General features: G+C 70.1%; 21 protein-coding genes and 1 pseudogene. 9 read left to right on the top strand and 13 right to left on the bottom strand.

Translation table 11 applies throughout. The annotated features are described in order from the left end of the window. Positions 1-63: 63 nt before the first annotated feature. From cysS to AB0N81_RS02845, 5 genes are all read right to left on the bottom strand, one after another. A complete protein-coding gene (gene cysS, locus AB0N81_RS02865) occupies positions 64-1,467 on the bottom strand; it encodes a cysteine--tRNA ligase (RefSeq protein WP_365355056.1) in 1,404 nt (467 codons plus the stop codon). An 86-nt stretch (positions 1,468-1,553) separates the two neighbouring features. After that, positions 1,554-1,958, bottom strand: coding sequence for a PPOX class F420-dependent oxidoreductase (locus AB0N81_RS02860; RefSeq protein WP_365355054.1), 405 nt, complete (start codon positions 1,956-1,958; stop codon positions 1,554-1,556). A gap of 82 nt (positions 1,959-2,040) precedes the next feature. Continuing rightward, on the bottom strand, positions 2,041-2,616 hold the full coding sequence (ispF, locus tag AB0N81_RS02855; RefSeq protein WP_365355052.1) for a 2-C-methyl-D-erythritol 2,4-cyclodiphosphate synthase: 576 nt from the start codon (positions 2,614-2,616) through the stop codon (positions 2,041-2,043). Continuing rightward, positions 2,606-3,352, bottom strand: coding sequence for a 2-C-methyl-D-erythritol 4-phosphate cytidylyltransferase (gene ispD / locus AB0N81_RS02850; RefSeq protein ID WP_365355050.1), 747 nt, complete (start codon positions 3,350-3,352; stop codon positions 2,606-2,608). The genes ispF and ispD overlap by 11 nt, the downstream gene beginning before the upstream one ends. Before the next feature lie 290 nt (positions 3,353-3,642). After that, positions 3,643-4,125, bottom strand: a complete 483-nt coding sequence (locus AB0N81_RS02845; protein WP_003953493.1) for a CarD family transcriptional regulator — start codon at positions 4,123-4,125, stop codon at positions 3,643-3,645. 699 nt (positions 4,126-4,824) lie between these two features. Between AB0N81_RS02845 and AB0N81_RS02840 the strand changes: the two genes are divergently transcribed. Then, positions 4,825-5,583: a copper chaperone PCu(A)C gene (locus tag AB0N81_RS02840; RefSeq protein WP_365355048.1), complete on the top strand. Its 759-nt coding sequence runs from the start codon at positions 4,825-4,827 to the stop codon at positions 5,581-5,583. Between the two features lie 125 nt (positions 5,584-5,708). Here the strand turns inward: AB0N81_RS02840 and AB0N81_RS02835 are convergent, their stop codons facing one another. Both AB0N81_RS02835 and AB0N81_RS02830 read right to left on the bottom strand, forming a co-directional pair. Further along, the gene (locus AB0N81_RS02835; RefSeq protein ID WP_030682312.1) at positions 5,709-6,389 is read right to left on the bottom strand and encodes a response regulator transcription factor; all 681 of its coding nucleotides are present in this window, start codon (positions 6,387-6,389) and stop codon (positions 5,709-5,711) included. Further along, positions 6,386-7,669, bottom strand: coding sequence for an ATP-binding protein (locus AB0N81_RS02830; RefSeq protein WP_365355046.1), 1,284 nt, complete (start codon positions 7,667-7,669; stop codon positions 6,386-6,388). The genes AB0N81_RS02835 and AB0N81_RS02830 overlap by 4 nt, the downstream gene beginning before the upstream one ends. A gap of 273 nt (positions 7,670-7,942) precedes the next feature. On the opposite strand from AB0N81_RS02830, the gene phoU reads away from it, so the two are divergent. From phoU to AB0N81_RS02815, 3 genes are all read left to right on the top strand, one after another. Then, entirely contained in the window at positions 7,943-8,626 is a 684-nt protein-coding gene (gene phoU, locus AB0N81_RS02825; protein WP_365355044.1) for a phosphate signaling complex protein PhoU, read from the top strand. A gap of 725 nt (positions 8,627-9,351) precedes the next feature. Continuing rightward, positions 9,352-9,567 carry a hypothetical protein gene (locus AB0N81_RS02820; RefSeq protein WP_365355042.1) on the top strand — a complete coding sequence of 72 codons (216 nt, stop codon included), beginning with the start codon at positions 9,352-9,354 and terminating at the stop codon, positions 9,565-9,567. Between the two features lie 5 nt (positions 9,568-9,572). Further along, entirely contained in the window at positions 9,573-9,935 is a 363-nt protein-coding gene (locus tag AB0N81_RS02815) for a hypothetical protein (RefSeq protein WP_365355040.1), read from the top strand. 27 nt (positions 9,936-9,962) lie between these two features. On the opposite strand, the gene AB0N81_RS02810 is transcribed toward AB0N81_RS02815, so the two are convergent. Then, positions 9,963-10,091 carry a GIY-YIG nuclease family protein gene (locus tag AB0N81_RS02810; RefSeq protein ID WP_365355038.1) on the bottom strand — a complete coding sequence of 43 codons (129 nt, stop codon included), beginning with the start codon at positions 10,089-10,091 and terminating at the stop codon, positions 9,963-9,965. A 34-nt stretch (positions 10,092-10,125) separates the two neighbouring features. On the opposite strand from AB0N81_RS02810, the gene AB0N81_RS02805 reads away from it, so the two are divergent. After that, positions 10,126-10,341 carry a hypothetical protein gene (locus AB0N81_RS02805; RefSeq protein ID WP_365355036.1) on the top strand — a complete coding sequence of 72 codons (216 nt, stop codon included), beginning with the start codon at positions 10,126-10,128 and terminating at the stop codon, positions 10,339-10,341. A gap of 30 nt (positions 10,342-10,371) precedes the next feature. On the opposite strand, the gene AB0N81_RS02800 is transcribed toward AB0N81_RS02805, so the two are convergent. Next, entirely contained in the window at positions 10,372-11,130 is a 759-nt protein-coding gene (locus tag AB0N81_RS02800; protein ID WP_365355034.1) for a GntR family transcriptional regulator, read from the bottom strand. A 68-nt stretch (positions 11,131-11,198) separates the two neighbouring features. Between AB0N81_RS02800 and AB0N81_RS02795 the strand changes: the two are divergent. Next, positions 11,199-11,432, top strand: a pseudogene (locus AB0N81_RS02795) (ATP-binding protein); the annotation flags it as partial. Between the two features lie 159 nt (positions 11,433-11,591). On the opposite strand, the gene AB0N81_RS02790 reads toward AB0N81_RS02795, so the two are convergent. Next, a complete protein-coding gene (locus AB0N81_RS02790) occupies positions 11,592-12,353 on the bottom strand; it encodes a phosphoglyceromutase (RefSeq protein ID WP_365355032.1) in 762 nt (253 codons plus the stop codon). 208 nt (positions 12,354-12,561) lie between these two features. Here AB0N81_RS02790 and AB0N81_RS02785 point away from each other — a divergent pair, with 208 nt between their 5' ends. Next, positions 12,562-13,893, top strand: a complete 1,332-nt coding sequence (locus tag AB0N81_RS02785) for an MFS transporter (protein WP_365355030.1) — start codon at positions 12,562-12,564, stop codon at positions 13,891-13,893. On the opposite strand, the gene AB0N81_RS02780 is transcribed toward AB0N81_RS02785, so the two are convergent. From AB0N81_RS02780 to mshA, 3 genes are all read right to left on the bottom strand, one after another. After that, positions 13,835-15,583 carry a glycosyl hydrolase family 28-related protein gene (locus AB0N81_RS02780; RefSeq protein WP_365355653.1) on the bottom strand — a complete coding sequence of 583 codons (1,749 nt, stop codon included), beginning with the start codon at positions 15,581-15,583 and terminating at the stop codon, positions 13,835-13,837. The two genes, AB0N81_RS02785 and AB0N81_RS02780, sit on opposite strands and share 59 nt — an antisense overlap. Before the next feature lie 527 nt (positions 15,584-16,110). Beyond that, positions 16,111-16,626, bottom strand: coding sequence for a YbjN domain-containing protein (locus AB0N81_RS02775; RefSeq protein ID WP_365355028.1), 516 nt, complete (start codon positions 16,624-16,626; stop codon positions 16,111-16,113). Further along, positions 16,619-17,974 (bottom strand): D-inositol-3-phosphate glycosyltransferase, encoded by a 1,356-nt coding sequence (gene mshA, locus AB0N81_RS02770; protein WP_365355651.1) that lies wholly within the window; start codon positions 17,972-17,974, stop codon positions 16,619-16,621. The genes AB0N81_RS02775 and mshA overlap by 8 nt, the downstream gene beginning before the upstream one ends. Before the next feature lie 205 nt (positions 17,975-18,179). Here mshA and AB0N81_RS02765 point away from each other — a divergent pair, with 205 nt between their 5' ends. Together AB0N81_RS02765 and AB0N81_RS02760 are read left to right on the top strand one after the other, a co-directional pair. Next, entirely contained in the window at positions 18,180-18,989 is an 810-nt protein-coding gene (locus AB0N81_RS02765) for a class I SAM-dependent methyltransferase (RefSeq protein WP_365355026.1), read from the top strand. 246 nt (positions 18,990-19,235) lie between these two features. Further along, entirely contained in the window at positions 19,236-20,312 is a 1,077-nt protein-coding gene (locus AB0N81_RS02760; RefSeq protein ID WP_365355024.1) for a C40 family peptidase, read from the top strand. The last annotated feature ends 60 nt before the right edge of the window (positions 20,313-20,372 follow it).

Genomic DNA, 20,372 nt, shown 5'->3' with positions numbered 1-20,372 from the left:
GCGCAGAGGTGTACGTCTATGAAGTGTGCCGCCCGGAAGGCCGGGCGGCACATCAGCGGGCGCCTAGCGCGGGCCGAGCGTCCAGCGGGGGCCGGACGGGCTGTCCTCGATGACGAGGCCCGACTGGTTGAGCTGGTCGCGGATGGCGTCGGCGGTGCCCCAGTCCTTGCGGCCGCGGGCGGCCTCGCGCTGGTCGAGGACGAGCCGGACGAGGGTGTCGACGACGCCGTGGAGGTCTTCGCCGCGGTCCTGCTCCCCGCCCGCCCAGTGCGGGTCGAGCGGGTCGAGGCCGAGGACGCCGAGCATGGCCCGCACCTCGGCGAGGCGCTCGACGGCGGCTTCCTTGTCGTCGGCGGCGAGGGCGGAGTTCCCCTGCCGGACCGTGGTGTGCACGATGGCGAGCGCCTGCGGGACGCCCATGTCGTCGTCCATGGCGTCGGCGAACGCGGGCGGGACCTGGGCGGCGGGCTCGACGACCCCACCGGCCTTCTCCACCACGCGCTGCACGAAGCCTTCGATGCGGGCGAACGCGGACTCGGCCTCCCGCAGGGCCTCCGGGCTGTACTCGATCATGGAGCGGTAGTGCGGGGTGCCGAGGTAGTAGCGGAGCACGATCGGGCGCCACTGCTTGACCATTTCGCTGACGAGCACCGAATTGCCCAGCGACTTGGACATCTTCTCGCCGCTCATGGTGACCCAGCCGTTGTGCACCCAGTAGCGCGCGAAGGTGTCACCGAAGGCCTTGGCCTGGGCGATCTCGTTCTCGTGGTGCGGGAAGATCAGGTCGATCCCGCCGCCGTGAATGTCGAATTCCGTACCCAGGTACTTGTGGGCCATCGCCGAGCACTCCAGGTGCCAGCCGGGGCGGCCGCGCCCCCAGGGGGTCTCCCAGCTGGGCTCCCCCTCCTTGGCGGCCTTCCACATGGCGAAGTCCCGCGGGTCGCGCTTGCCGGTCTCGCCCTCGCCCGAGGGCTGGCGCAGCTCGTCCAGATCCTGGTTGGAGAGCTCCAGGTACCCGGGGAAGGACCGCACGTCGAAGTAGACGTTGCCGTCGGCCTCGTAGGCGTGGCCGCGCTCGATGAGGCCGCGCATCATCTCGACCATCTCGGTGATGTGGCCGGTGGCGCGCGGCTCGTAGGTGGGCGGCAGGCAGCCGAGCGCGTCGTACCCGCTGTTGAACGCGCGCTCGTTCTCGTACCCGATCGACCACCAGGGGCGGCCCTGTTCCGCGGACTTCCGGATGATCTTGTCGTCGATGTCGGTCACGTTGCGCACGAACGTCACGTCGTAGCCGCAGTAGGCGAACCAGCGGCGCATGATGTCGAAGTTCAGGCCGGACCTGATGTGCCCGATGTGCGGTGCAGCCTGGACCGTGGCACCACAGAGGTAGATCGAGACACAGCCGTCGTTGAGGGGGCTGAAGTCACGGATCTGCCGGGCGCTGGTGTCGTACAGGCGAATCGTCACCACTCCAGGGTAGTGGTCGCGGGACAGTGCCCTGTGCCCGCTTGGGCCACAGGGCACCGAACTGTGACGTCACCCGCCACGAGCCCTCAGATGCTCCCGACGACCTTCCGCGCCCGCACCCGTACGACGACCCGCTGGCTGTCGTCCTTCGAGGACGGGTTGAAATCCGCGTACTTCTTGCCGGTGTACTTCACCGACAGTTCGTCGATGAGCTCCTGGCCGCCCTCCGTCGTCATCTCCGCCGTACCGCGGATCTCCGCGTACGTGTAGGGAGCGTCGAACGGCTGGACCAGGACCGTCACCCGCGGGTCACGCCGCAGGTTCTTCTCCTTGCGACGCCCCAGCGTCGTCGAGAACAGCACCTCGTCCCCGTCCCGCTTCACCCAGACCGGGGAAACCTGCGGACTCCCATCGGGCTGGATGGTCGCAACGTGGATGAAGACAGGGGTGTCGAGCAGGGCTTTGAGGTCGTCGGACAGTGCGGCGGACATGTACCTCACTCCTTCGTGGGGACGGTCGTAGTCGTACGGGGTGTTCGCCTGTACGAGGCATACGACTACCCCGTTGTCCGCCTCAGGACGACGTACGTACGACCAACGCGGTGGCGACCGCCGCGAGCCCGTCGCCCCGGCCCGGGAATCCCAGGCCGTCCGTGGTGGCCCCGGAGACCGTGACGGGCGCGCCGGCCGCTTCGGAGAGCACCTTCTGTGCCTCGTCCCTGCGCTTGCCGATCTTCGGGCGGGGGCCGATGACCTGGACGGCTACGTTGCCGACGGTGAAACCGGCGTCCCGGACGATGCGGGCGGCCTCCGTGAGCAGGGTCAGGCCGGAGGCGCCGGACCACTCGGGGCGTCCGGTGCCGAAGTGGGCGCCGAGGTCGCCGAGGCCGGCCGCGGAGAACAGCGCGTTGCAGGCGGCGTGGGCGACGACGTCGGCGTCGGAGTGCCCGGCGAGCCCGGGCCCTTCGTCATCCCACTTCAGGCCCGCGCACCACAGCTCACGGCCCTCTTCGAAGGCGTGGATGTCGGTGCCGATGCCGACCTGCGGGAGGGGGAAGGGGAACCCGGGCTGGGACTGAGGCTGGGGCTGGGACTGAACCTGGGGCTGGGGCTGGGGCCGGGGATGGGTCTGGGGGTCTTCAGAAGCCATCGTTGGCCCTCCTGCGGGCGAGGACCGCTTCGGCGAGGACGAGGTCGAGAGGCCGCGTCACCTTGAAGGCCTCCTCGTGGCCCTGCACGCACACGACGGGCAGGCCCAGCCGCTCGACCATGCCCGCGTCGTCCGTCACCTGTCCGGTGACGGTCTCGTGGGCGCGTACGAGCGTGGCCCTGTCGAAGCCCTGCGGGGTCTGCACGGCGCGCAGCCGTGCCCGCTCGGGCGTGGCCACGACGGGCTCCGGCTGTCCGTCCTGCCCGGCGGGACCGGGCTCGCCCGGCTCGACCTCCTTGACGGTGTCGGCCAGGGGCAGCGCCGGGACCACGGCGAGAGCTCCGTCGCGTACGGCCTCGATGACGCCGTCGACCGTGTCGACCGGCACCAGGGGGCGGGCCGCGTCGTGCACGAGGACGATGTCGAAGCCGGGCGGCAGCGCGTCCAGGCCGGCCCGCACCGACTCCTGGCGGGTCTCCCCGCCGGGCACGACGAGGAAGTCGGTCCGGTCGGGCAGCGCGTGGGCGTCGAGGAGGGTCTTGACCTCGGGGGCGCCGTCCGGCGGTGCCACGACGACGACGAGGGAGACGGCACGGGATTCCGCCATGGCGCGCACGGCGTGGATGAGCATCGGGGTGCCGTTCAGCGCGCGAAGCGCTTTGGGGGCGCCAGGGCCGAGGCGCACGCCCCGCCCAGCCGCGGGAATGACCACCGCGGTACGGGATTCGCTAGACATCGGTTCCGTTCAGGTTTGTGTGCTCGGCCGACGTGGGTATGGCCTCACCGTGCCGGGGCGGCATCTTGACCGGACCCTTCCGTGACATCTGGTCGAGCCAGCTGCCGAGTCCAGCACGCCAACACGGCTCCCCGGGGGCCGCTCTCACGCATGCCAGGGTGCGAGGAATGTCTGGGTACGAACATGCCGCAGCGCCCGGCGACTCCAGTAAGGGTCAGCGGGCACCGCGGCATTGCTGCGCCTGATCGACGCGAGACCGCCGAGGTTCCAAGCACCTCGGACTGCCCGCGTCAGGACGCGAGGACCTCGTCCAGCAGGGCCTCGGCCTTGTCCTCGTTCGTGTTCTCCGCGAGGGCGAGCTCGCTCACCAGGATCTGGCGGGCCTTGGCGAGCATGCGCTTCTCGCCGGCCGACAGTCCACGCTCGCGCTCCCGACGCCACAGGTCACGGACGACTTCCGCGACCTTGATGACATCACCGGAGGCGAGCTTCTCGAGATTTGCCTTGTAGCGGCGCGACCAGTTCGTGGGCTCTTCCGCGTACGGCGCGCGCAGTACTTCGAAGACCCGGTCGAGGCCGTCCTGCCCGACCACATCACGCACGCCGACGAACTCCGCATTGTCCGCTGGCACACGCACCGTCAGGTCGCCCTGGGCGACCTTCAGCACCAAGTAGGTCTTGTCCACGCCTTTGATCTGGCGAGTTTCGATGGCCTCGATCAGCGCGGCCCCGTGATGGGGATAGACCACGGTGTCGCCAACCTTGAACGTCATGTGACAGGTACCCCTTCCGTGGCTATCCATCCTAACACGAGAACCGTCTCTTCTGAATGGCGTTTTCGCAGGTCAGGGCGCATCTCGGGGCTTGACAACAGCAACAGGAACGTGCTGCGGAGGGGCATCGGAACGGGGAATTCGCAGGTCGGAGCGGCTCTTCGGGGAGGGGGAAACGCACCCGTTACACGCCCCCCGAGGGCGCCCGAAGCGGCCGAACGTCCCGGTTTGCGCGGTTCCAAGCGGTGAACTTTCGCTACTCCGTTCGGTGGCCGGAGAGGCGTGCGCGACACCGCGCGGCGCGTTTTCTGAATTGATCAAGCAGTCGCGTGATCCACCACGTGATCCGCCGCGTGTTCAGCAGCATGTTCGGCATGCATGTTCTGCGGCATGTTCCGCCTGATGATCAATTCTCCGGGCCGCCATGCATTCCTTACCGGAAATCCGCAAGGCGTGACACCTGAGCTCATGGCGACGCTTTTGGGAAAGGTGCGCGAAGGAGCAATGAGGCGAGGGGGTGGACGGGGGCGCGCGCCGCTCGCCGCGCCGCCCGTGTGCTGTCCGCGGGCCCTAAGGGGCGGGTCGGGTGCGGTGGTGCGGGAACGGCTCGGTAACCTAAGCGCGCTGACACACCCTTAGGACGGCTTTACTGCCGCCCACCCGTCCTGTACCGCCCACGTTCAAGGAGTTGCCGCCGCCGTGAGCCGCAGCCTTCGACGCGGCGCCCTCGCCGCCACCGCCATCGCGTTCTCGCTCGCTTCGCTCTCCGCGTGCGCAGCCGGCAACAACGCACAGACGATGGAGGTCAAGCCGGACAACGCCGCGACCTCCGTCGGCGACATCAAGATCCAGAACGCCATGGTCATCACGCAGCCCGGCCAGGAGTCCTCGGGCCCGGCCGCGGTCGCCGCGACGATCTTCAACGCCGGTGACAAGCCCCAGACCCTCAACGCCGTCTCGGTCGAGGGCGCCGAGGGGAAGGCCAAGCTGACGCGCGGCAAGGACGACAAGGACTCCAAGCCGAAGGGCCAGCTGACCATCCCGGCCGGCGGCTCCATCGTCATCGGCGGCAAGGACAACGCCTCGGCGGTCCTGTCCGGCAGCCTCGACGCCGTCAAGGAGGGCAACGCCCAGCCGGTCACCTTCTCCTTCAGCAGCACCGGCGACGTGAAGATGGAAGCGTTCGTCATCCCCGCCGAGAGCTACTTCACCAAGTGGGGGCCGACCGAGCTGCCGCAGGCCCCCGGCGGGAAGCCGTCGAAGCCCGCGAAGTCCGGTGAGCCCGGGAAGCCCGGGGAGTCCGCTTCGGGGGCCGCCACCGACCCGTCCGGCACCCCCTCCGGCGACGCGTCCGGTCACGCGGCCGGTGACGCGAACACCGACCCGTCGGGGTCCGCCTCGCACAACGCGGGTGCGGGTGACGCGGACGCGGGCGCCGGGACCGGCGCCGAGCACTGATCGACGGCGTACGTACAAAGGCGCCGCAGCAAGCACCACAGGCACGACGAGAAGGGCGGGACCCCCACCGGGGGCCCCGCCCTTCTCGTTACTCCCTACTCCGTACTCCGTACTCGCCGTACTGTTTACGGCTCGAACTTGTATCCGAGACCCCGCACCGTGACCAGGTACCTGGGCGCCCCCGGGTCCGGCTCGATCTTGGCGCGCAGGCGCTTCACGTGGACGTCGAGGGTCTTGGTGTCGCCCACGTAGTCGGCGCCCCAGACGCGGTCGATGAGCTGCATGCGGGTCAGTACGCGGCCCGCGTTGCGCAGCAGCATCTCCAGGAGGTCGAACTCCTTCAGCGGCAGGTCGACCTTGGAGCCGGAGACCGTGACCACGTGGCGGTCGACGTCCATCCGCACGGGGCCGGCCTCCAGGGCCTGCGGGGTGACCTCCTCGGGCTCACCGCGGCGGCGCAGCACCGCGCGGATGCGGGCGACCAGTTCGCGCGAGGAGAAGGGCTTGGTGACGTAGTCATCGGCTCCTATCTCCAGGCCGACCACCTTGTCGATCTCGCTGTCCTTGGCGGTGACCATGATCACCGGGACGTTGGAGCGGCTGCGCAGCTGGCGGCAGACCTCGGTGCCGGGCAGGCCGGGCAGCATGAGGTCGAGCAGGACGAGGTCGGCGCCGTTGCGCTCGAATTCGTCGAGTCCGTCCGGGCCGGTCGCCGCGATGGCGACTTCGAAGCCCTCCTTGCGGAGCATGTAGGACAGGGCGTCGCTGAAGGATTCCTCGTCCTCGACGACGAGCACTCGGGTCACGGAAGGACCTCCGGGGCAGGAATGGGTTCGTACGTGGTGGTCGCGGCGGTTGCGGCGCTTGCGTCGGGTGGGGTGGTCTCGTCGTCGAGTCCACCATGGCCGCCGCCGTGGCCGGATCCGCGGTCGCGGTGTGCGGCCGCCTCGGGCAGCCGCAGGGTGAACGTGGAGCCCTGACCCTCGGAGCTCCACACGGTGACCTCCCCGCCGTGCGAGGCGGCCACGTGTTTGACGATGGCGAGGCCGAGGCCGGTGCCGCCGGTGGCCCGGGAGCGGGCCGGGTCGACGCGGTAGAAGCGCTCGAAGATGCGCTCCTTGTCCTTGTCGGAGATGCCGATGCCCTGGTCGGTGACCGCGACCTCGATGAGGTCCCCGCCGGGTGCGTTGACCCGGCGGGCGGCTATGCCCACGCGGGTGCGGGCCGGACTGTAGTTCACGGCGTTCTCGACGAGGTTGCCGAGGGCCGCCGCGAGCTGGCCGCGGTTTCCCCAGATCTGGAGCTCCGCCGTCCCGCCCGCGGCCATGGTGATCTGCTTGTGGGAGGCCTGGTGGCGGCTGCGGTCGATGGCCTCCGCCACCAGTTCGTCGACAGGGACGGGTTCGGCGTCCTCCAGTGGGTCGTCGTTCTGCACTCGGGAGAGGTCGATGAGCTCCTGTACGAGGTTGGTGAGCCGGGTCGCCTCGATCTGCATGCGGCCCGCGAAGCGCTCGACGGCCTCCGGGTCGTCGGAGGCGTCCATGACGGCTTCGGAGAGCAGTGAGAGAGCCCCCACCGGGGTTTTCAACTCATGGCTCACGTTCGCGACGAAGTCACGTCGTACTGCCTCGATGCGGCGGGCCTCGGTGAGGTCCTCCACGAGGAGGAGGACGAGGCGGGAGCCGAGCGGGGCCACGCGCGCGGAGACGGCCAGGGCCTCTCCGCGGCCGGTGCCGCGCCTCGGCAGATCCAGTTCGACCTGGCGTATCTCCCCGTCACGGCGGGTGTCGCGGGCCATCTGCAGCATCGGCTCGACGGCGAGCTTCCCGCCGCGTACGAGGCCGAGCGCGTACGCCGCCGAGCTGGCCTTGACCACGCTGTCGGCCTCGTCGAGGACGACCGCGGAGGAACGGAGCACGGAGAGCACCGTGTCCACGCCCGGTGGCAGTACGGGGTCGGTGTGCAGGGAGGTCCGGGTGGGGCGTTTCTGGTCGCGCTCGCTCCATCGGAACGCCAGCATGGCGATGACACCGGTGCACACCCCGGCGATCGCTGCCGCTGCGGCGACCGCCGCGTTCACGTCCATGCGTCCAGGTTATGCGCCGAGTAAGCGCCGGTCACAGCCGTACGGGTGTCGGCTCGAACAGTCGTCGCCCAGAGTTCACCGTGGGGACTGCACCGGTTCACTTCCTCCGAGCGGACCGGGGCGGCCCCGGTCGGGGATGCCGTCCGTCGTCGCCCACAGTTCACCTTGATGACGGGGGTGATTCATTTGGGGTGCCGGAAACGGACGCGTCCGGGCCGCACCGTGGGAGCGTAGGGGCCAGCCCCCTGGGACGTACTAGAGAGGGACAGCCACATGCGGGACGCGTACCACGAGGAACTTGACTCGATCGGCGAGAGCCTGGTCGAGATGGCCCGCCTCGTCGGGTCCGCGATCGGGCGCGCCACGACGGCCATGCTCGACGCCGACCTGAAGATGGCCGAGAGCGTGATCGCGGCCGACCAGAAGGTCGACGATCTGCAGCATGACCTGGAGGCGCGCGCGATAGCCCTGCTGGCGCGCCAGCAGCCGGTCGCCACCGATCTGCGCATCGTGGTCACCTCGCTGCGCATGAGCGCCGACCTGGAGCGCTCGGGAGACCTCGCCCAGCACGTCGCGAAGCTGGCGAGGCTCCGCTTCCCCGACTCGGCGGTGCCGCGTGACCTGCACGCCACGATCCTGGAGATGGGCCAGCTCGCGCAGCGCCTGATGGCGAAGGCGGCAGAAGTCATCATCACCAAGGACGTCGACCTGGCGCTCCAGCTGGAGCAGGACGACGACGAGATGGACCAGCTGCACCGCACGCTCTTCCAGCACCTGATGGACGACCGCTGGAAGCACGGCATCGAGACGGCCGTCGACGTGACGCTCCTCGGCCGCTACTACGAGCGCTTCGCGGACCACGCGGTGTCGGTGGCGAAGCGGGTCGTGTACCTGGTCACGGGCGAGCACGCGGACGAGATCCAGGCGACGGGGCCGGCGCAGGTGGAGGGCTCGTAGGTCTTCGCCGTCCCTTCGGGGACGGCTGTTCGGTGACGACTGTCCCGTGACGGCTGTCCGGTGACGGCTGTTCGTTGACGGGCTGTTCGTGGACGGGCTGTTCGTGGACGGGCTGTTCGTGGACGGCTGTGCCCCGCGCGATCGCGTCGCGCGGGGCACAGCCATGTGCTTGCTCGCGGTTCTCGCCCGCGGTACTCGCCCGCGGTACTCGCCCGCGCTGCTTGCCCGCCGTCCTTGCTCGCGGGCGTCAGCCGCAACCGCCCCCGCACTGGCAGGAGCCACCCGACTGGCAGCCACAGCTGCAGCCGGGACCGCAGTTGCAGGACTTCAGCAGACAGACGGACTGCTCGGGAACGAATTCGCGCGTAGGGGACTTGGCCATGGTCTCCTCCTCGAAGGCGTACCGGCGTACTGCCTGATGCCCATTGCATGCCCACGAGGCCGGGGCGCGTCAACGGCGCACGCGCGCGTGGCGGCTGCCGTGACCTCCGCCGGGGCGCGGGAGTGGGTGGGAGCAGGGTCGCGGGCCGGGGCGCGGGCAGGGTCGCGGGTGTCGGCGCGGGCCGGTCCCATGAGTCCCCCTCGAACCCTCCTCGAGCCACGCGCCGATTCGGCCTCGCATGAGTGCTTTGCTGCCAACTACGGGTGACGGGGCCGCCGGAGCGAGGAGATTCGGGCTACACAGGAACGTCCGGGTCTTTGCTCCTGACGGGAGGGGTGGCCAAGTGGTGCTCTCGATCGACCTCGCGGTTCTCCTGGCTGTCGTCATCGTCGTGCTCCTGCGCAGACGAGTGGCGCCCCGAACCAAGGCGGACACGTTCCTGACGATGTCCGTGGTCCTCGTCTTCGGCATCCTGGTGGCGCCCACGGACTTCGGCCAGGGCATCCAGAACGTGGTCACGGACTTGGCCCAGGGAATCTCGGACACGAGCACGGGGTGACGGCCATGGACCGGGAGCTCTTGGAGGCGCTGCTGCTGGCCGCTGACGACAAGGCGCCTTCGACCGCTCTGACCGCTCTGGCCGCGCTCCGCGACGGCGCGTCGTACGTCGTCTGGGAGGGCACCTCTTCCGCCGGGGCACTCGCCCGTGTCTACGCCCGCCGCCTCGGACACACACGCCGCAAGGGCATCGAAACGACGGGCCTGGAACGAGTTGTGACCCTCCTCGGCCACCACGACCAACACGGCCACCGGGTCCGACTCGGACAGATCAGGTCAGCGGACGGGACCTGGACGTACATGCTCTTCATCACGGAGGACAGCGACAGACTGGTGGCATGCACGGGTGTACGCCGCCCTACTGCCTGACCGCCGCCGGCCTAGGAACTCGCCGGCCTACGAACTGATGGGGCAACGCACGTGCAGGCGGCCGAGGGTGAGCCGCAGCGTCGAGCCCGCCGCATTCCCCCGGTAGTTATAGCGCACTCGCTTGCGCAGGTTCTGGGTGCTGGTCCGGTTGGCCATGTACCGCGGGGCTATATCGACGTGTACGTACGCGGTGCAACGCGCGGAGACCCCCGGCACGACCCTCGTCGTCACCACCAATCAGCCGCATGCCGGCAACTGGTTCGGAGCGCCGAGCGCCGCGGTGCTGCCCAGCGATGTCAGCGCCGCCATCACATCGGCTCTCGCCCGGGGCTGGCATCCGGCACGTCCCGGCTCGCCGTTCCATCTGGACCAGTCCGACGGATTCGTCCGCTTCCGGCCTTCCTAGTAGAGCGCTACGCGAGCTGCTCGCTCGGCGTCAGGCGTCGAAGTCGTACTCCAAGACGTACGAGGCGGCGTCCAGTGTCATTTCGTTGAGCTCGACGGGGCGGCCTTCGGTCGTGAATGCCGTGCGGCAGATGAGGATGACGGGGGTGCCCGCGGACACGCTCAAGCGTGCTGCCTCGTCCTTCGACGGCATGCGGGAGCGGATTTCTTCGCGGAAGTGGGCTGGCTTGCGGCCGAGTTCGGCGAGCCTGGCGTACGTTCCGCCCTCCCCGGTGTCCTCCTGCGTGATCGCGGATCCGGCGACCAGGGCCATGGGCAGGTAGCTCGTCGCAAGCAGGACGGGTTTGCCGTCCAGGACGAAACGCCGGCGCCTCACGCACACGGGCTCCTCGTCGGACAGCCCCAAGACGGTGCCGACGTGTTCGGGTGCGGTCTCCTCGGACACGGTGACCTGGTCCACCTCAAGGGAGCGGTTCTCGATGTCCGCCGACCAGATGGAACGGCCGTTGCCCCACTGCTGCTCGGCCAGTCGCTGGATGCCTCGACGCCGGAGCGGGCGGAAGGTGCGGACGAACACGCCGGCTCCCTTGCGGGCTTCAGCGAAGCCCTCGTCCCGAAGGACGCTCAGGGCCTGGCGTGCCGTCATGCGGGCAACGCCGTGCGTGGCCATGAGGTCGTTCTCCCCCGGCAGCCGGTCACCAGGACCGTACTGGCCCGCGTGGATCGCCTCACGCAGGGTGTCTGCGATCCGCTGGTACTTGGGCCGAGGGGCGTCTTCGGTGTGGGCCATCCCGTAGCCTCCCGCTCATCTCTAGACACCTTAGGCCAGGCCTCGGGGCTGAGAGGTGCGGGACGCTGATGACCTACACGATCGACCGCGACCCCTGCAAAGAGTCGCCGCGCCTCGGTGCGATGACCTTGCATCCCGTCGCAGAGTCCGTGCCCAGGGCCCGCCGCTGGTTCCGGAAGTTCATCACTCCGTACGAGCCCGCCGGCTCGGTCGACGACCGCGTCCTGCTGATCTCGGAGCTTGTGACCAACGCCGTCGTCCACGGCAGGTCGGACGAGCCCCGGGTCGTCCGGGTGGAGTGGTCTTCGGCGGAACCGTGGTCTCCTTCCGGATGACCGACGCCTGGCCGTCCCGAGCGCGCACCGGTCCGGCGGGCAGCGGGCCAGAGGGTACGGTCCGGGCCCACACGTAAGCCCCCGACCTGCGGGCAAAGTGCAGGTCGGGGGCTTGAGGCGTAAGGGTTACTTCTTCTTGCCCTGGTTCTTGACCGCCTCGATCGCCGCCTTCGCCGCGTCCGGGTCGAGGTAGGTGCCGCCCGGGTTCAGGGGCTTGAACTCGGCGTCGAGCTCGTAGGAGAGCGGGATGCCCGTGGGGATGTTCAGGCCCGCGATGTCGGCGTCGGAGATGCCGTCCAGGTGCTTGACCAGGGCGCGGAGGCTGTTGCCGTGGGCCGCTACCAGGACCGTCCTGCCCGTGAGGAGGTCGGGGACGATGCCGTCGAACCAGTACGGGAGCATGCGGACGACGACGTCCTTGAGGCACTCCGTCTGGGGGCGCAGCTCCGGGGGGAGCGTGGCGTAGCGCGGGTCGGAGAACTGGGAGTACTCCGCGTCGCGGTCCAGCGGCGGGGGCGGCGTGTCGTACGAGCGGCGCCACAGCATGAACTGCTCCTCGCCGAACTCGGCGAGCGTCTGGGCCTTGTCCTTGCCCTGGAGCGCGCCGTAGTGGCGCTCGTTCAGGCGCCAGCTGCGGTGGACCGGGATCCAGTGGCGGTCGGCGGACTCGAGGGCCAGCTGCGCGGTGCGGATGGCGCGCTTCTGGAGCGACGTGTGGACCACGTCGGGGAGCAGGCCGGCGTCCTTGAGCAGCTCACCGCCGCGGACCGCCTCCTTCTCGCCCTTCTCGTTGAGGTTGACGTCCACCCAGCCGGTGAACAGGTTCTTCGCGTTCCATTCGCTCTCGCCGTGGCGGAGGAGGATCAGCTTGTACGGTGCGTCGGCCATGCCTCTGAGCGTAATCGAACTCCAGGGGGCCTCGCGCGCGCGGGCGCGGGCGGGATAGCGGGATATGCGGGCAGGATATGGGGTGCTGTGTGGTGGGTGACAGTTGACGGCTGCTGTCAATTGAGTGGCGGGTCGGCGGGCTCGACTCGTAATGTTTGCCTGCCGATAGAGACACTTACATGCCGCTTGTGCTTCCGGGGGGACCTCCATGCCATTCACCGCCATGAGACGTGCCGTCACGGAGAGCGTCTCGGGGCTCCCCCGCGCCTTCTGGTGGCTGTGGACGAGCACCCTGGTCAACCGGCTCGGGGCCTTCGTCGCCACCTTCATGGCCCTGTACCTGACGCTGGAGCGGGGCTACTCGGCTTCGTACGCGGGTCTCGTCGCCGCCCTTCACGGGCTCGGCGGTGTCATCTCCTCGCTGGGCGCGGGGGTGATGACCGACCGGCTCGGGCGGCGGCCCACGCTGCTGATCGCGCAGGCCTCGACGGCCGTTTCGGTGGCGGTGCTCGGGTTCATGGAACACCCCGTCGCGATCGCGGGCGTCGCCTTCGCGGTGGGCATGGCGAGCAACGCGTCCCGGCCCGCCGTGCAGGCGATGATGGCGGACATCGTCCGGCCCGAGGACCGGGTCAGAGCCTTCTCGCTCAACTACTGGGCGATAAACCTGGGGTTCGCGATCTCGTCGGCGGGCGCCGGGTTCATCGCCTCGTACAGCTATCGGGCCGGGTTCCTCATCGAGGCCGCCATGACGATGGCCTGCGCGATCGTCGTCTTCGCGAAGCTGCCGGAGTCGCGGCCCGTCCGGACGGCGCTGGAGAAGGCGGCGGAGCCGGAGGTGGGCCTCGGGACCGTGCTGCGGGACGGCCGGTTCATGGGCGTGGTCGGGCTGTCCTTCCTCGTCGCGCTGATCTTCCAGCAGGGGTCCGTGGGGCTGCCGATCGCGATGGGCGACGCGGGGTTCACGCCCGCCGACTACGGCGTCGCCATCGCCGTGAACGGCGTGTTGATCGTGGCGTTGCAGATCCCCGTCACGCGGTTCATCGAACACCGGGACCCGCGGCGGCTGTTGGTGATCTCCTCGGTTCTCGCCGGGTACGGCTTCGGGCTCACCGCGTTCGCCGGGTCGGTCGGGATCTTCGCGCTGACGGTGTGCGTGTGGACGCTCGCCGAGATCGTCAACGCGCCGACCCAGACGGGTCTGGTCGTGCGGCTCTCCCCCACCCACGGACGCGGCCGCTACCAGGGCATGTACACGATGTCGTGGTCCGTGGCCGCGCTGGTCGCTCCGCTGATGGCCGGCTCCATGATCGACCGGTTCGGGGCGGAGTGGCTGTGGGGGACGTGCGCGGTGCTCGGGACGGGGGCGGCGCTGGGGTACTGGGGCCTGATGCGGAACCTGCCGGAGGAGACGCCGTTCGGGGAGACCACCCCGGGCCCCGCCCTGGATGACCCCGGTGCTGCTCTCGGCACCTCTGAAGTCATCGCCGTAGAGAACGTTGCGCCTCGTGCAGATTCCGCGGCCGCACCACGTCCGTAGTGCCGTACAGCTCCAGGCGCGAGTGCAGGTCGCCGGTGAAGTCGGGAACGTCGGTCTGGTCGAACTCGCGGACCGTGTTGAGGCCGACCGTCGCGCTGTGCGGCGCGAGTCCGTCGATCTTCATCAGGCCCGCGCGTTCATTGGTGACGCGGATGTTCCAGTGCGTGAAGCGGGCTCCGAAGAGGGGGCCCGCGCTCGCGTCGCCGCCGTGCCGGCCGTTGTTGTCGACGGTGATGTCCGTACGTACGTTCGCGAAGGGCATTCCGCGGTGGCTGTCGAACGTACCCATCTCCATGTGGCCGCGTGACCAGACGTTGTAGGAGGAGAGGCCTTCGACGTTGATGCCGTGCAGCTGGGTGCCGGGCGGGGCCGGGGTCGTGCGGGCATCGATGCGGAAGTCCTCGATGAGGTTGTCGTGCGAGCCCTCCCGGCAGAAGTACGGGTGGTGGGAGCCGCGGCCCGTCACGCGCGTGCGGCGCAGCGTGCAGGCGGATGCGCCGACGAGCCCGAAGCCGTTGTCCACGTGGCGTACGACGATGTCGTCGGCCCAACAGTCGTACGCGCACTGGAACGTCACGCCGTTGTAGCCCTTGTCCAGGAGGTGCGGGGACTGCGGGGCCTCTGTCGCTTCGAGGGTGAGGGCCTCGACGCCGGAGCCCGTCAGCGCGGTGACATGGGTGGTGAGACGGGGGTCCCACTCCGGGCGTACGTCGAGGGGGAGCGGGCGTTCGAAGGTGACCCGGCGCTTGTCGGGGGCAAGGGCCGCGATCCGTACGGGCCACTCGTAGGGGACGTACGAGGTGAGCTTCGTCTTGTCGTCCCAGGTGTACGACTTCGCGCCCGCGCCGTCGCCCGCCATGTGCTCCAGGAGGGTGTGCTCCGGGTCATCCGCGAGGCGGAGGAGGACGAGGTCTCCTTTGCGGAGGCGGGAGGTGTCGGCGACCGTCACCGACCAGGAGCCGCGCAGGGCGGGGCGGACGGTGGTGAGGGTCTCCCATTCGTCGCGCTTGTTGCCGGTCCAGCCCTCGAAGGGCCAGTCCCTGGCCTTGATCGCGGACGTGAGTGACTCCCAACGCCGCTGCGGGCAGAGCCAGATCAGGCCGCCGGCCCAGGACCAGCTGGACTTGTCGCCGCCGTAGCGGGAGCCGTAGGGGCCGATCAGCTCGGTGAGGTTCTTCGTGGCGAGGAGGGTGGTGCGGGTGCTGCCGGCGCCGCGGAGGGTGACGTTGTCGTGGGTGATGCGGATGAGGTCTTCCAGGCGGTAGGTGCCCGGCTGGAGCAGCACGGTGCCGCCCCCTCTTCGGCCCGCCTCGGCCAGGGCCCGGTTGATCGCCGGCGCGGCGTCGAACTTGCCGTCCGGGCGGGCTCCGTAGCGGCGGGCGTCGATGAGGGGACGCCGCTTGGGGGTGGGTTTCCTTCCCGTGCGGCAACCTGCCCGGCCGATGTAGGGGATCTGGGGGTGGGTGTAGGGGCTCGCGATGAACTCACGCCAGAGGGCCGGGGTTTGGCGGTCGGGGGAGGTGGCGTGGGCTGTGGGGACGGTGGCGTGGGCTGTGGGGACGGTGGCGTGAGCTGTGGGGACGGCGGCGTGGGCTGTGCCGGTGCTGGTGCCGGTGCCGGTCGCGGCGGCAGTCACGACCGCGATCGCGCCGCCGAGCAGGGCTCGCCTGGTGAGGGACGCAGGGGCCACGCGTGGGACCTCGGAGGGAATGTGTGCGGCCACGCGTGGGACCTCGCGCGGATCGTGTGCGACCTCGCGGGGTGCGTGTGCGGTGGCCACTCCGTGCGGGGCGTGAACGTCAAGGGCGGCGCGCGATTCATGGACGGCGTGCGCATCGCGGGCGGCGTGCGCATCGCGGGCGGCGTGCGCATCGCGGGCGGCGCGCGCATCGCGGGCGGCGCGCGCATCGCGGGCGGCGCGCACATCGCGAGCGGCGTGCACCCCGTACGCCTCCTGGAGCGCCTCCCGCACGCACGCCTCGTGAGCACCCTCGCGCCCTTCGTGCTCCCCTCGTCCCGCGTTCGCCACATCCGCCACGCCCGCCACCTCTCGGCCACATATCTGAACGATGTCTATGTCCGCGATGGCGGGGAGCATGCCATGGCGTGGCGTCGGGCGGAAGGGGGCGGGGCGGTGCGGTCAGCGGAGGTGGGCGGGATGTATCGCCCGCGCCCGCCCCGAGGTGGTCGACGGTCTGTACGCGCTCGCCGGCCCCGTCAGCGGGCGCCCTCACCCGCCCCCGCCGACCGGGTCAGATGCGTGAACGCGTCGAGGTTGCGCGTCGACTCGCCCCGGGCGACCCGCCATTCGTACTCCTTGCGGATCGCCGACGCGAAGCCCAGTTCGAGGAGCGTGTTGAAGGAGTCGTCGGAGGCCGAGAGGACCGAGCCGAGGAGGCGGTCCAGTTCGGCGGGGGTGACGGCGGAGAGCGGCAGCTTGCCGGCGAGGTAGATGTCGCCGAGGGAGTCAATCGCGTAACTGACGCCGTAGAGGCGGAGGTTCCGCTCGAGGAGCCAGCGGTGCACCGCTTCGTGGTTCTCGTCCGGGTGGCGGATCACGAAGGCGTTCAGGGAGAGGGAGTGGTTGCCGACCCGCAGTGACAGCGTCGTGGAGAGCTTCCGGGTGCCGGGCAGCTTCACCACGTACGAGCCGGGCTCGACGGTCTCCCACTCGAGCTCGGCGTCGTCCAGGGTCCGCTCGATGATCGCCGCAGTGTCCGCCTGATCAGCCATGGTGCGAGCGTACGTGACGGCGGGACGTGCGGAAATCGTGCATCGCCGCGGTGTAGACGTCCGCCGTGGCGGACGCCGCCGTGTCCCAGCCGAAGGACTGCGCGTGCCGGGCCGCGGCCTCGCCCATGCTGTCCACAAGGTGTGGACGGTCGGCGAAATCGCGCAGCACGCGCGCGTAGAGGGCCGGTTCGTGACCGGGGATCAGGAATCCGGTCTCCCCGTCGCGCACGGCGACGGGCAGGCCGCCGACCGCGGCCGCGAGGACCGGCGTGCCCGCCGCCTGCGCCTCGATGGCGACGAGGCCGAAGGACTCGCTGTACGAGGGCATCACAAGGACCGACGCAGCCCTGAACCAGTCCGCCAACTGCTCCTGGCCGACCGGCGGCTGGAAGCGGACGACATCCGCGATCCCCAGCTTCGCGGCCAGTTTCTGCAGCCCCTCGGGCTTCGCGAGGCCGCTGCCGCTCGGGCCGCCGACGATGGGCACGACGATGTTCGCGCGCAGCGCGGGACGCTCGTCCAGGAGCACGGCGACCGCGCGGAGCAGCAGGTCCGGGGCCTTGAGGGGCTGGATGCGGCCCGCGAAGACCGGCACGAGGGCGTTCTGCGGCAGGCCCAGACGGTGCCGGGCGGCGGCGCGTCCGTCGGCGGGGCGGAACCGTTCGAGGTTGACGCCGGGGTGGACGACGGCGACCTTCCCGGGCTCGGCTTCGTAGTGACGTACGAGCTCGTCGGCCTCTTCGGAGGTGTTGGCGATGAGACGGTCGGCGGCGCGGACGATCTGCGTCTCGCCGATGACGCGGGCGGCGGGCTCGGGGGTGTCACCCTCGGCGAGTGCCGCGTTCTTGACCTTGGCCATGGTGTGCATGGCGTGGACGAGGGGGACGCCCCAGCGTTCGGCCGCGAGCCAGCCGACGTGGCCCGAGAGCCAGTAGTGGGAGTGGACGAGGTCGTAGTAGCCGGGCCGGTGGCCCGCCCAGGCCTGCATCACGCCATGGGTGAAGGCGCAGAGCTGGGCCGGCAGCTCTTCCTTGGCGAGCCCTTCGTAGGGACCCGCGTCCACGTGCCGGACAAGGACGCCGGGCGCCAGTTCCACGGAGGGCGGGAGTCCGCCGGTGGTGGCGCGCGTGAAGATCTCGACCTCGATGTTGATCGCGGCGAGGCGCTTGGCGAGCTCCACGATGTAGACGTTCATGCCGCCCGCGTCGCCCGTGCCGGGCTGGTGCAGCGGCGAGGTGTGCACGCTCAGCATCGCCACGCGGCGCGGACGCCGCTGGGTGCCGGGGATACGGAGCCGTGGGGGTGCCGCCGGGGAGCGACGCCCGAGCCTGGACACGTACTGGCTCACGTGGCGGTCCTCCTTGCGTACGGGCATGACTACGGGCATGACTACGGGCATGACTACGAGGAGGGCGTACGTACCTCCAGAGGCACAACACCGGAGTCGGCTGCTCCATTTCCGCCTGGCCCCCACGCGACCGGTTTTTACCAAAGCATTACGCTGCGTCCTCAACTCCGCGTGCTCGACCGTCGTCCCCGCATACCCTTGGTCCATGGCCCCACGCACCTCTTCCCGCCCCGTGGGAACGGTGACGCGCGGGACCACGAACCCGAACCGGCTGCGCCGCATGGACCGCTGGATCGCCGCCGTCCACGGCGCCGCGCTGCGCCGCTCCCCGGACCCCGTCGCCGTCGACCTCGGTTACGGCGCCTCCCCCTGGACCGCCGTCGAGCTGCTGCTCAGGCTGCGTACCGTCGCGCCACGCGCGCGGGTGGTCGGTATCGAGATCGATCCGGCACGGGTCGCGGCCGCCGCCCCGTACGAGCGCGAGGGGCTCACCTTCCGGCACGGCGGCTTCGAGGTCCCGCTGCCGGAGCCGGCGGGCACGGGGCCCGTCCTGATCCGGGCGGCAAACGTCCTGCGGCAGTACGACGAGGAACAGGTCGCCGCGGTCTGGGAGCGGCTCCGGGGCCACCTCTCCCCCGGCGGGCTGCTCGTCGAGGGGACCTGCGACGAGATCGGGCGGCGGCACGTGTGGGTCGCGCTCGGGCCCGAGGGGCCGCGCACGGTGACCTTTGCGACGCGGCTCGGCTCCCTGGAGCAGCCCTCCGACCTCGCCGAGCGGCTGCCGAAGGCGCTGATCCACCGGAACGTGCAGGGTGAGCCGGTGCACGCGTTCCTGCGGGACTTCGACCGTGCCTGGGCGGCCGCAGCGCCGTACGCCTCGTACGGGGCGCGCCAGCGGTGGATCAGGGCGGTGCGGGATCTGTCCGCCGACTGGCCGGTGACCGACGGGACTTCGCGGTGGCGGCAGGGGGAAGTGACGGTCCGCTGGGAGGCGTTGGCGCCTCGATCGGGGTGAACCCTGAGGTCCCCCCAGGTCACCCCCCAGGTCACTCTGACGCCACCCGGACGTCACCCGGACGTCACCCGGAGATGCTCCGGTACACGGACCAGCGGGGAACGATCTCCGCGTGCCGCACGTCACATGGGGCGTGTGGGGGATCGGAGTTGCTGCCGGGCTCTGTCGGATCGGGCGTCGGCATGGCACCATCCCGTTGGCGACCGTAAGTTACTGGCGGTAAATCAGTTTTGGGGGTGGCGGAGCGTGACCGGGAAGCGATACTCGACGGCGACGGCCGTGGCGCTGATCTGCGCGGCGACGGTGCTGGCCGCACCGGGGACGGCCTTCGCGAGTCCGGCGAAGCCCTCCAGTCCCACGAAGCCCACCGATCCGGCCCCCCGGACGGACAAGTCCCTCGAACAGGTCCGCAAGGACATCGACGAGCTCTACCACGACGCGGGCGTGGCGACGGATGCGTACAACGCGGCCGAGGAGAAGGCCGACAAGCAGTCCGAGCAGATCGTGAAGCTGGCGAAGGACATCTCCAAGGGCCAGGCGAAGCTGAAGAAGCTCAAGGCCCGCGCGGGCGCGGCGGCCCGCGCGCAGTACCGCGATGGCGGCATGCCGGACGAGGCCCAGCTCATGCTCAGCGACGACCCGGGCCAGTTCCTGGACGGCGCCGGACGCATGCGGCAGGGCCAGAAGGCGGCCAAGGGCATGCTGACCGAGCTGGAGCGGACGCAGGAGGACCTGCGGATATACGCGGAGGACGCCACCGCCCGCTGGAAGAAGCTGGAAGCCAACCGCAAGGCGAAGGCCGCCTCGAAGAAGAAGATAAAGAAGAAGATCGCGGCCGCCGAGAAGCTCAAGTCGACGCTGGAGACGAAGGAGCGGGAGCGGCTGCGCAAGCTGGAGGAGGCGGCCGCCCTCAAGAAGCAGTCCGCGTGGGTGAGTTCGGGTGCCCTGAAGGACGTCGACGGCAAGGCGTCGCCCCAGGGCAGGAAGGCCATCGAGTTCGCCACCGCCCAGATCGGCAAGCCATACGTGTGGGGCGCCGAGGGCCCGGGTTCGTACGACTGCTCGGGGCTCACCTCGAAGGCCTGGTCGTCCGCCGGGCGCGGCATACCGCGGACCTCGCAGGAGCAGTGGAAGCAGCTGCCGCGCGTCGACGTCAAGAACATGCGCCCCGGAGACCTGATCATCTACCACTCGGACGCGAGCCACGTCGGGATGTATCTGGGCGACGGCGCGATCGTGCACGCACCGCGTCCGGGCCGGGACGTGACGATCGCGGGCGCGGGCTCGATGAAGATCCTCGGGGTCGTGCGCCCGGACAAGTAGGCGGGCGCGGCGGCGGGCGTGGTGGGCGTCGGGTCATGTGACCCAGCGCACCCGGCGCCC

Origin of the sequence: Streptomyces sp. NPDC093510, from assembly GCF_040683555.1 — a bacterium.
Lineage (GTDB): Bacteria > Actinomycetota > Actinomycetes > Streptomycetales > Streptomycetaceae > Streptomyces.
This window is presented reverse-complemented; position numbering and strand designations above follow the sequence as displayed.

Coding starts and splice junctions, on each gene's coding strand:
- AB0N81_RS02860 (WP_365355054.1), bottom strand. CDS start 1,958: ATGTCCGCCGCACTGTCCGACGACCTCAAAGCCCTGCTCGACACCCCT.
- ispF (WP_365355052.1), bottom strand. CDS start 2,616: ATGGCTTCTGAAGACCCCCAGACCCATCCCCGGCCCCAGCCCCAGCCC.
- ispD (WP_365355050.1), bottom strand. CDS start 3,352: ATGTCTAGCGAATCCCGTACCGCGGTGGTCATTCCCGCGGCTGGGCGG.
- AB0N81_RS02845 (WP_003953493.1), bottom strand. CDS start 4,125: ATGACGTTCAAGGTTGGCGACACCGTGGTCTATCCCCATCACGGGGCC.
- AB0N81_RS02830 (WP_365355046.1), bottom strand. CDS start 7,669: ATGGACGTGAACGCGGCGGTCGCCGCAGCGGCAGCGATCGCCGGGGTG.
- phoU (WP_365355044.1), top strand. CDS start 7,943: ATGCGGGACGCGTACCACGAGGAACTTGACTCGATCGGCGAGAGCCTG.
- AB0N81_RS02815 (WP_365355040.1), top strand. CDS start 9,573: ATGGACCGGGAGCTCTTGGAGGCGCTGCTGCTGGCCGCTGACGACAAG.
- AB0N81_RS02810 (WP_365355038.1), bottom strand. CDS start 10,091: ATGGCCAACCGGACCAGCACCCAGAACCTGCGCAAGCGAGTGCGCTAT.
- AB0N81_RS02800 (WP_365355034.1), bottom strand. CDS start 11,130: ATGGCCCACACCGAAGACGCCCCTCGGCCCAAGTACCAGCGGATCGCA.
- AB0N81_RS02790 (WP_365355032.1), bottom strand. CDS start 12,353: ATGGCCGACGCACCGTACAAGCTGATCCTCCTCCGCCACGGCGAGAGC.
- AB0N81_RS02785 (WP_365355030.1), top strand. CDS start 12,562: ATGCCATTCACCGCCATGAGACGTGCCGTCACGGAGAGCGTCTCGGGG.
- AB0N81_RS02775 (WP_365355028.1), bottom strand. CDS start 16,626: ATGGCTGATCAGGCGGACACTGCGGCGATCATCGAGCGGACCCTGGAC.
- AB0N81_RS02765 (WP_365355026.1), top strand. CDS start 18,180: ATGGCCCCACGCACCTCTTCCCGCCCCGTGGGAACGGTGACGCGCGGG.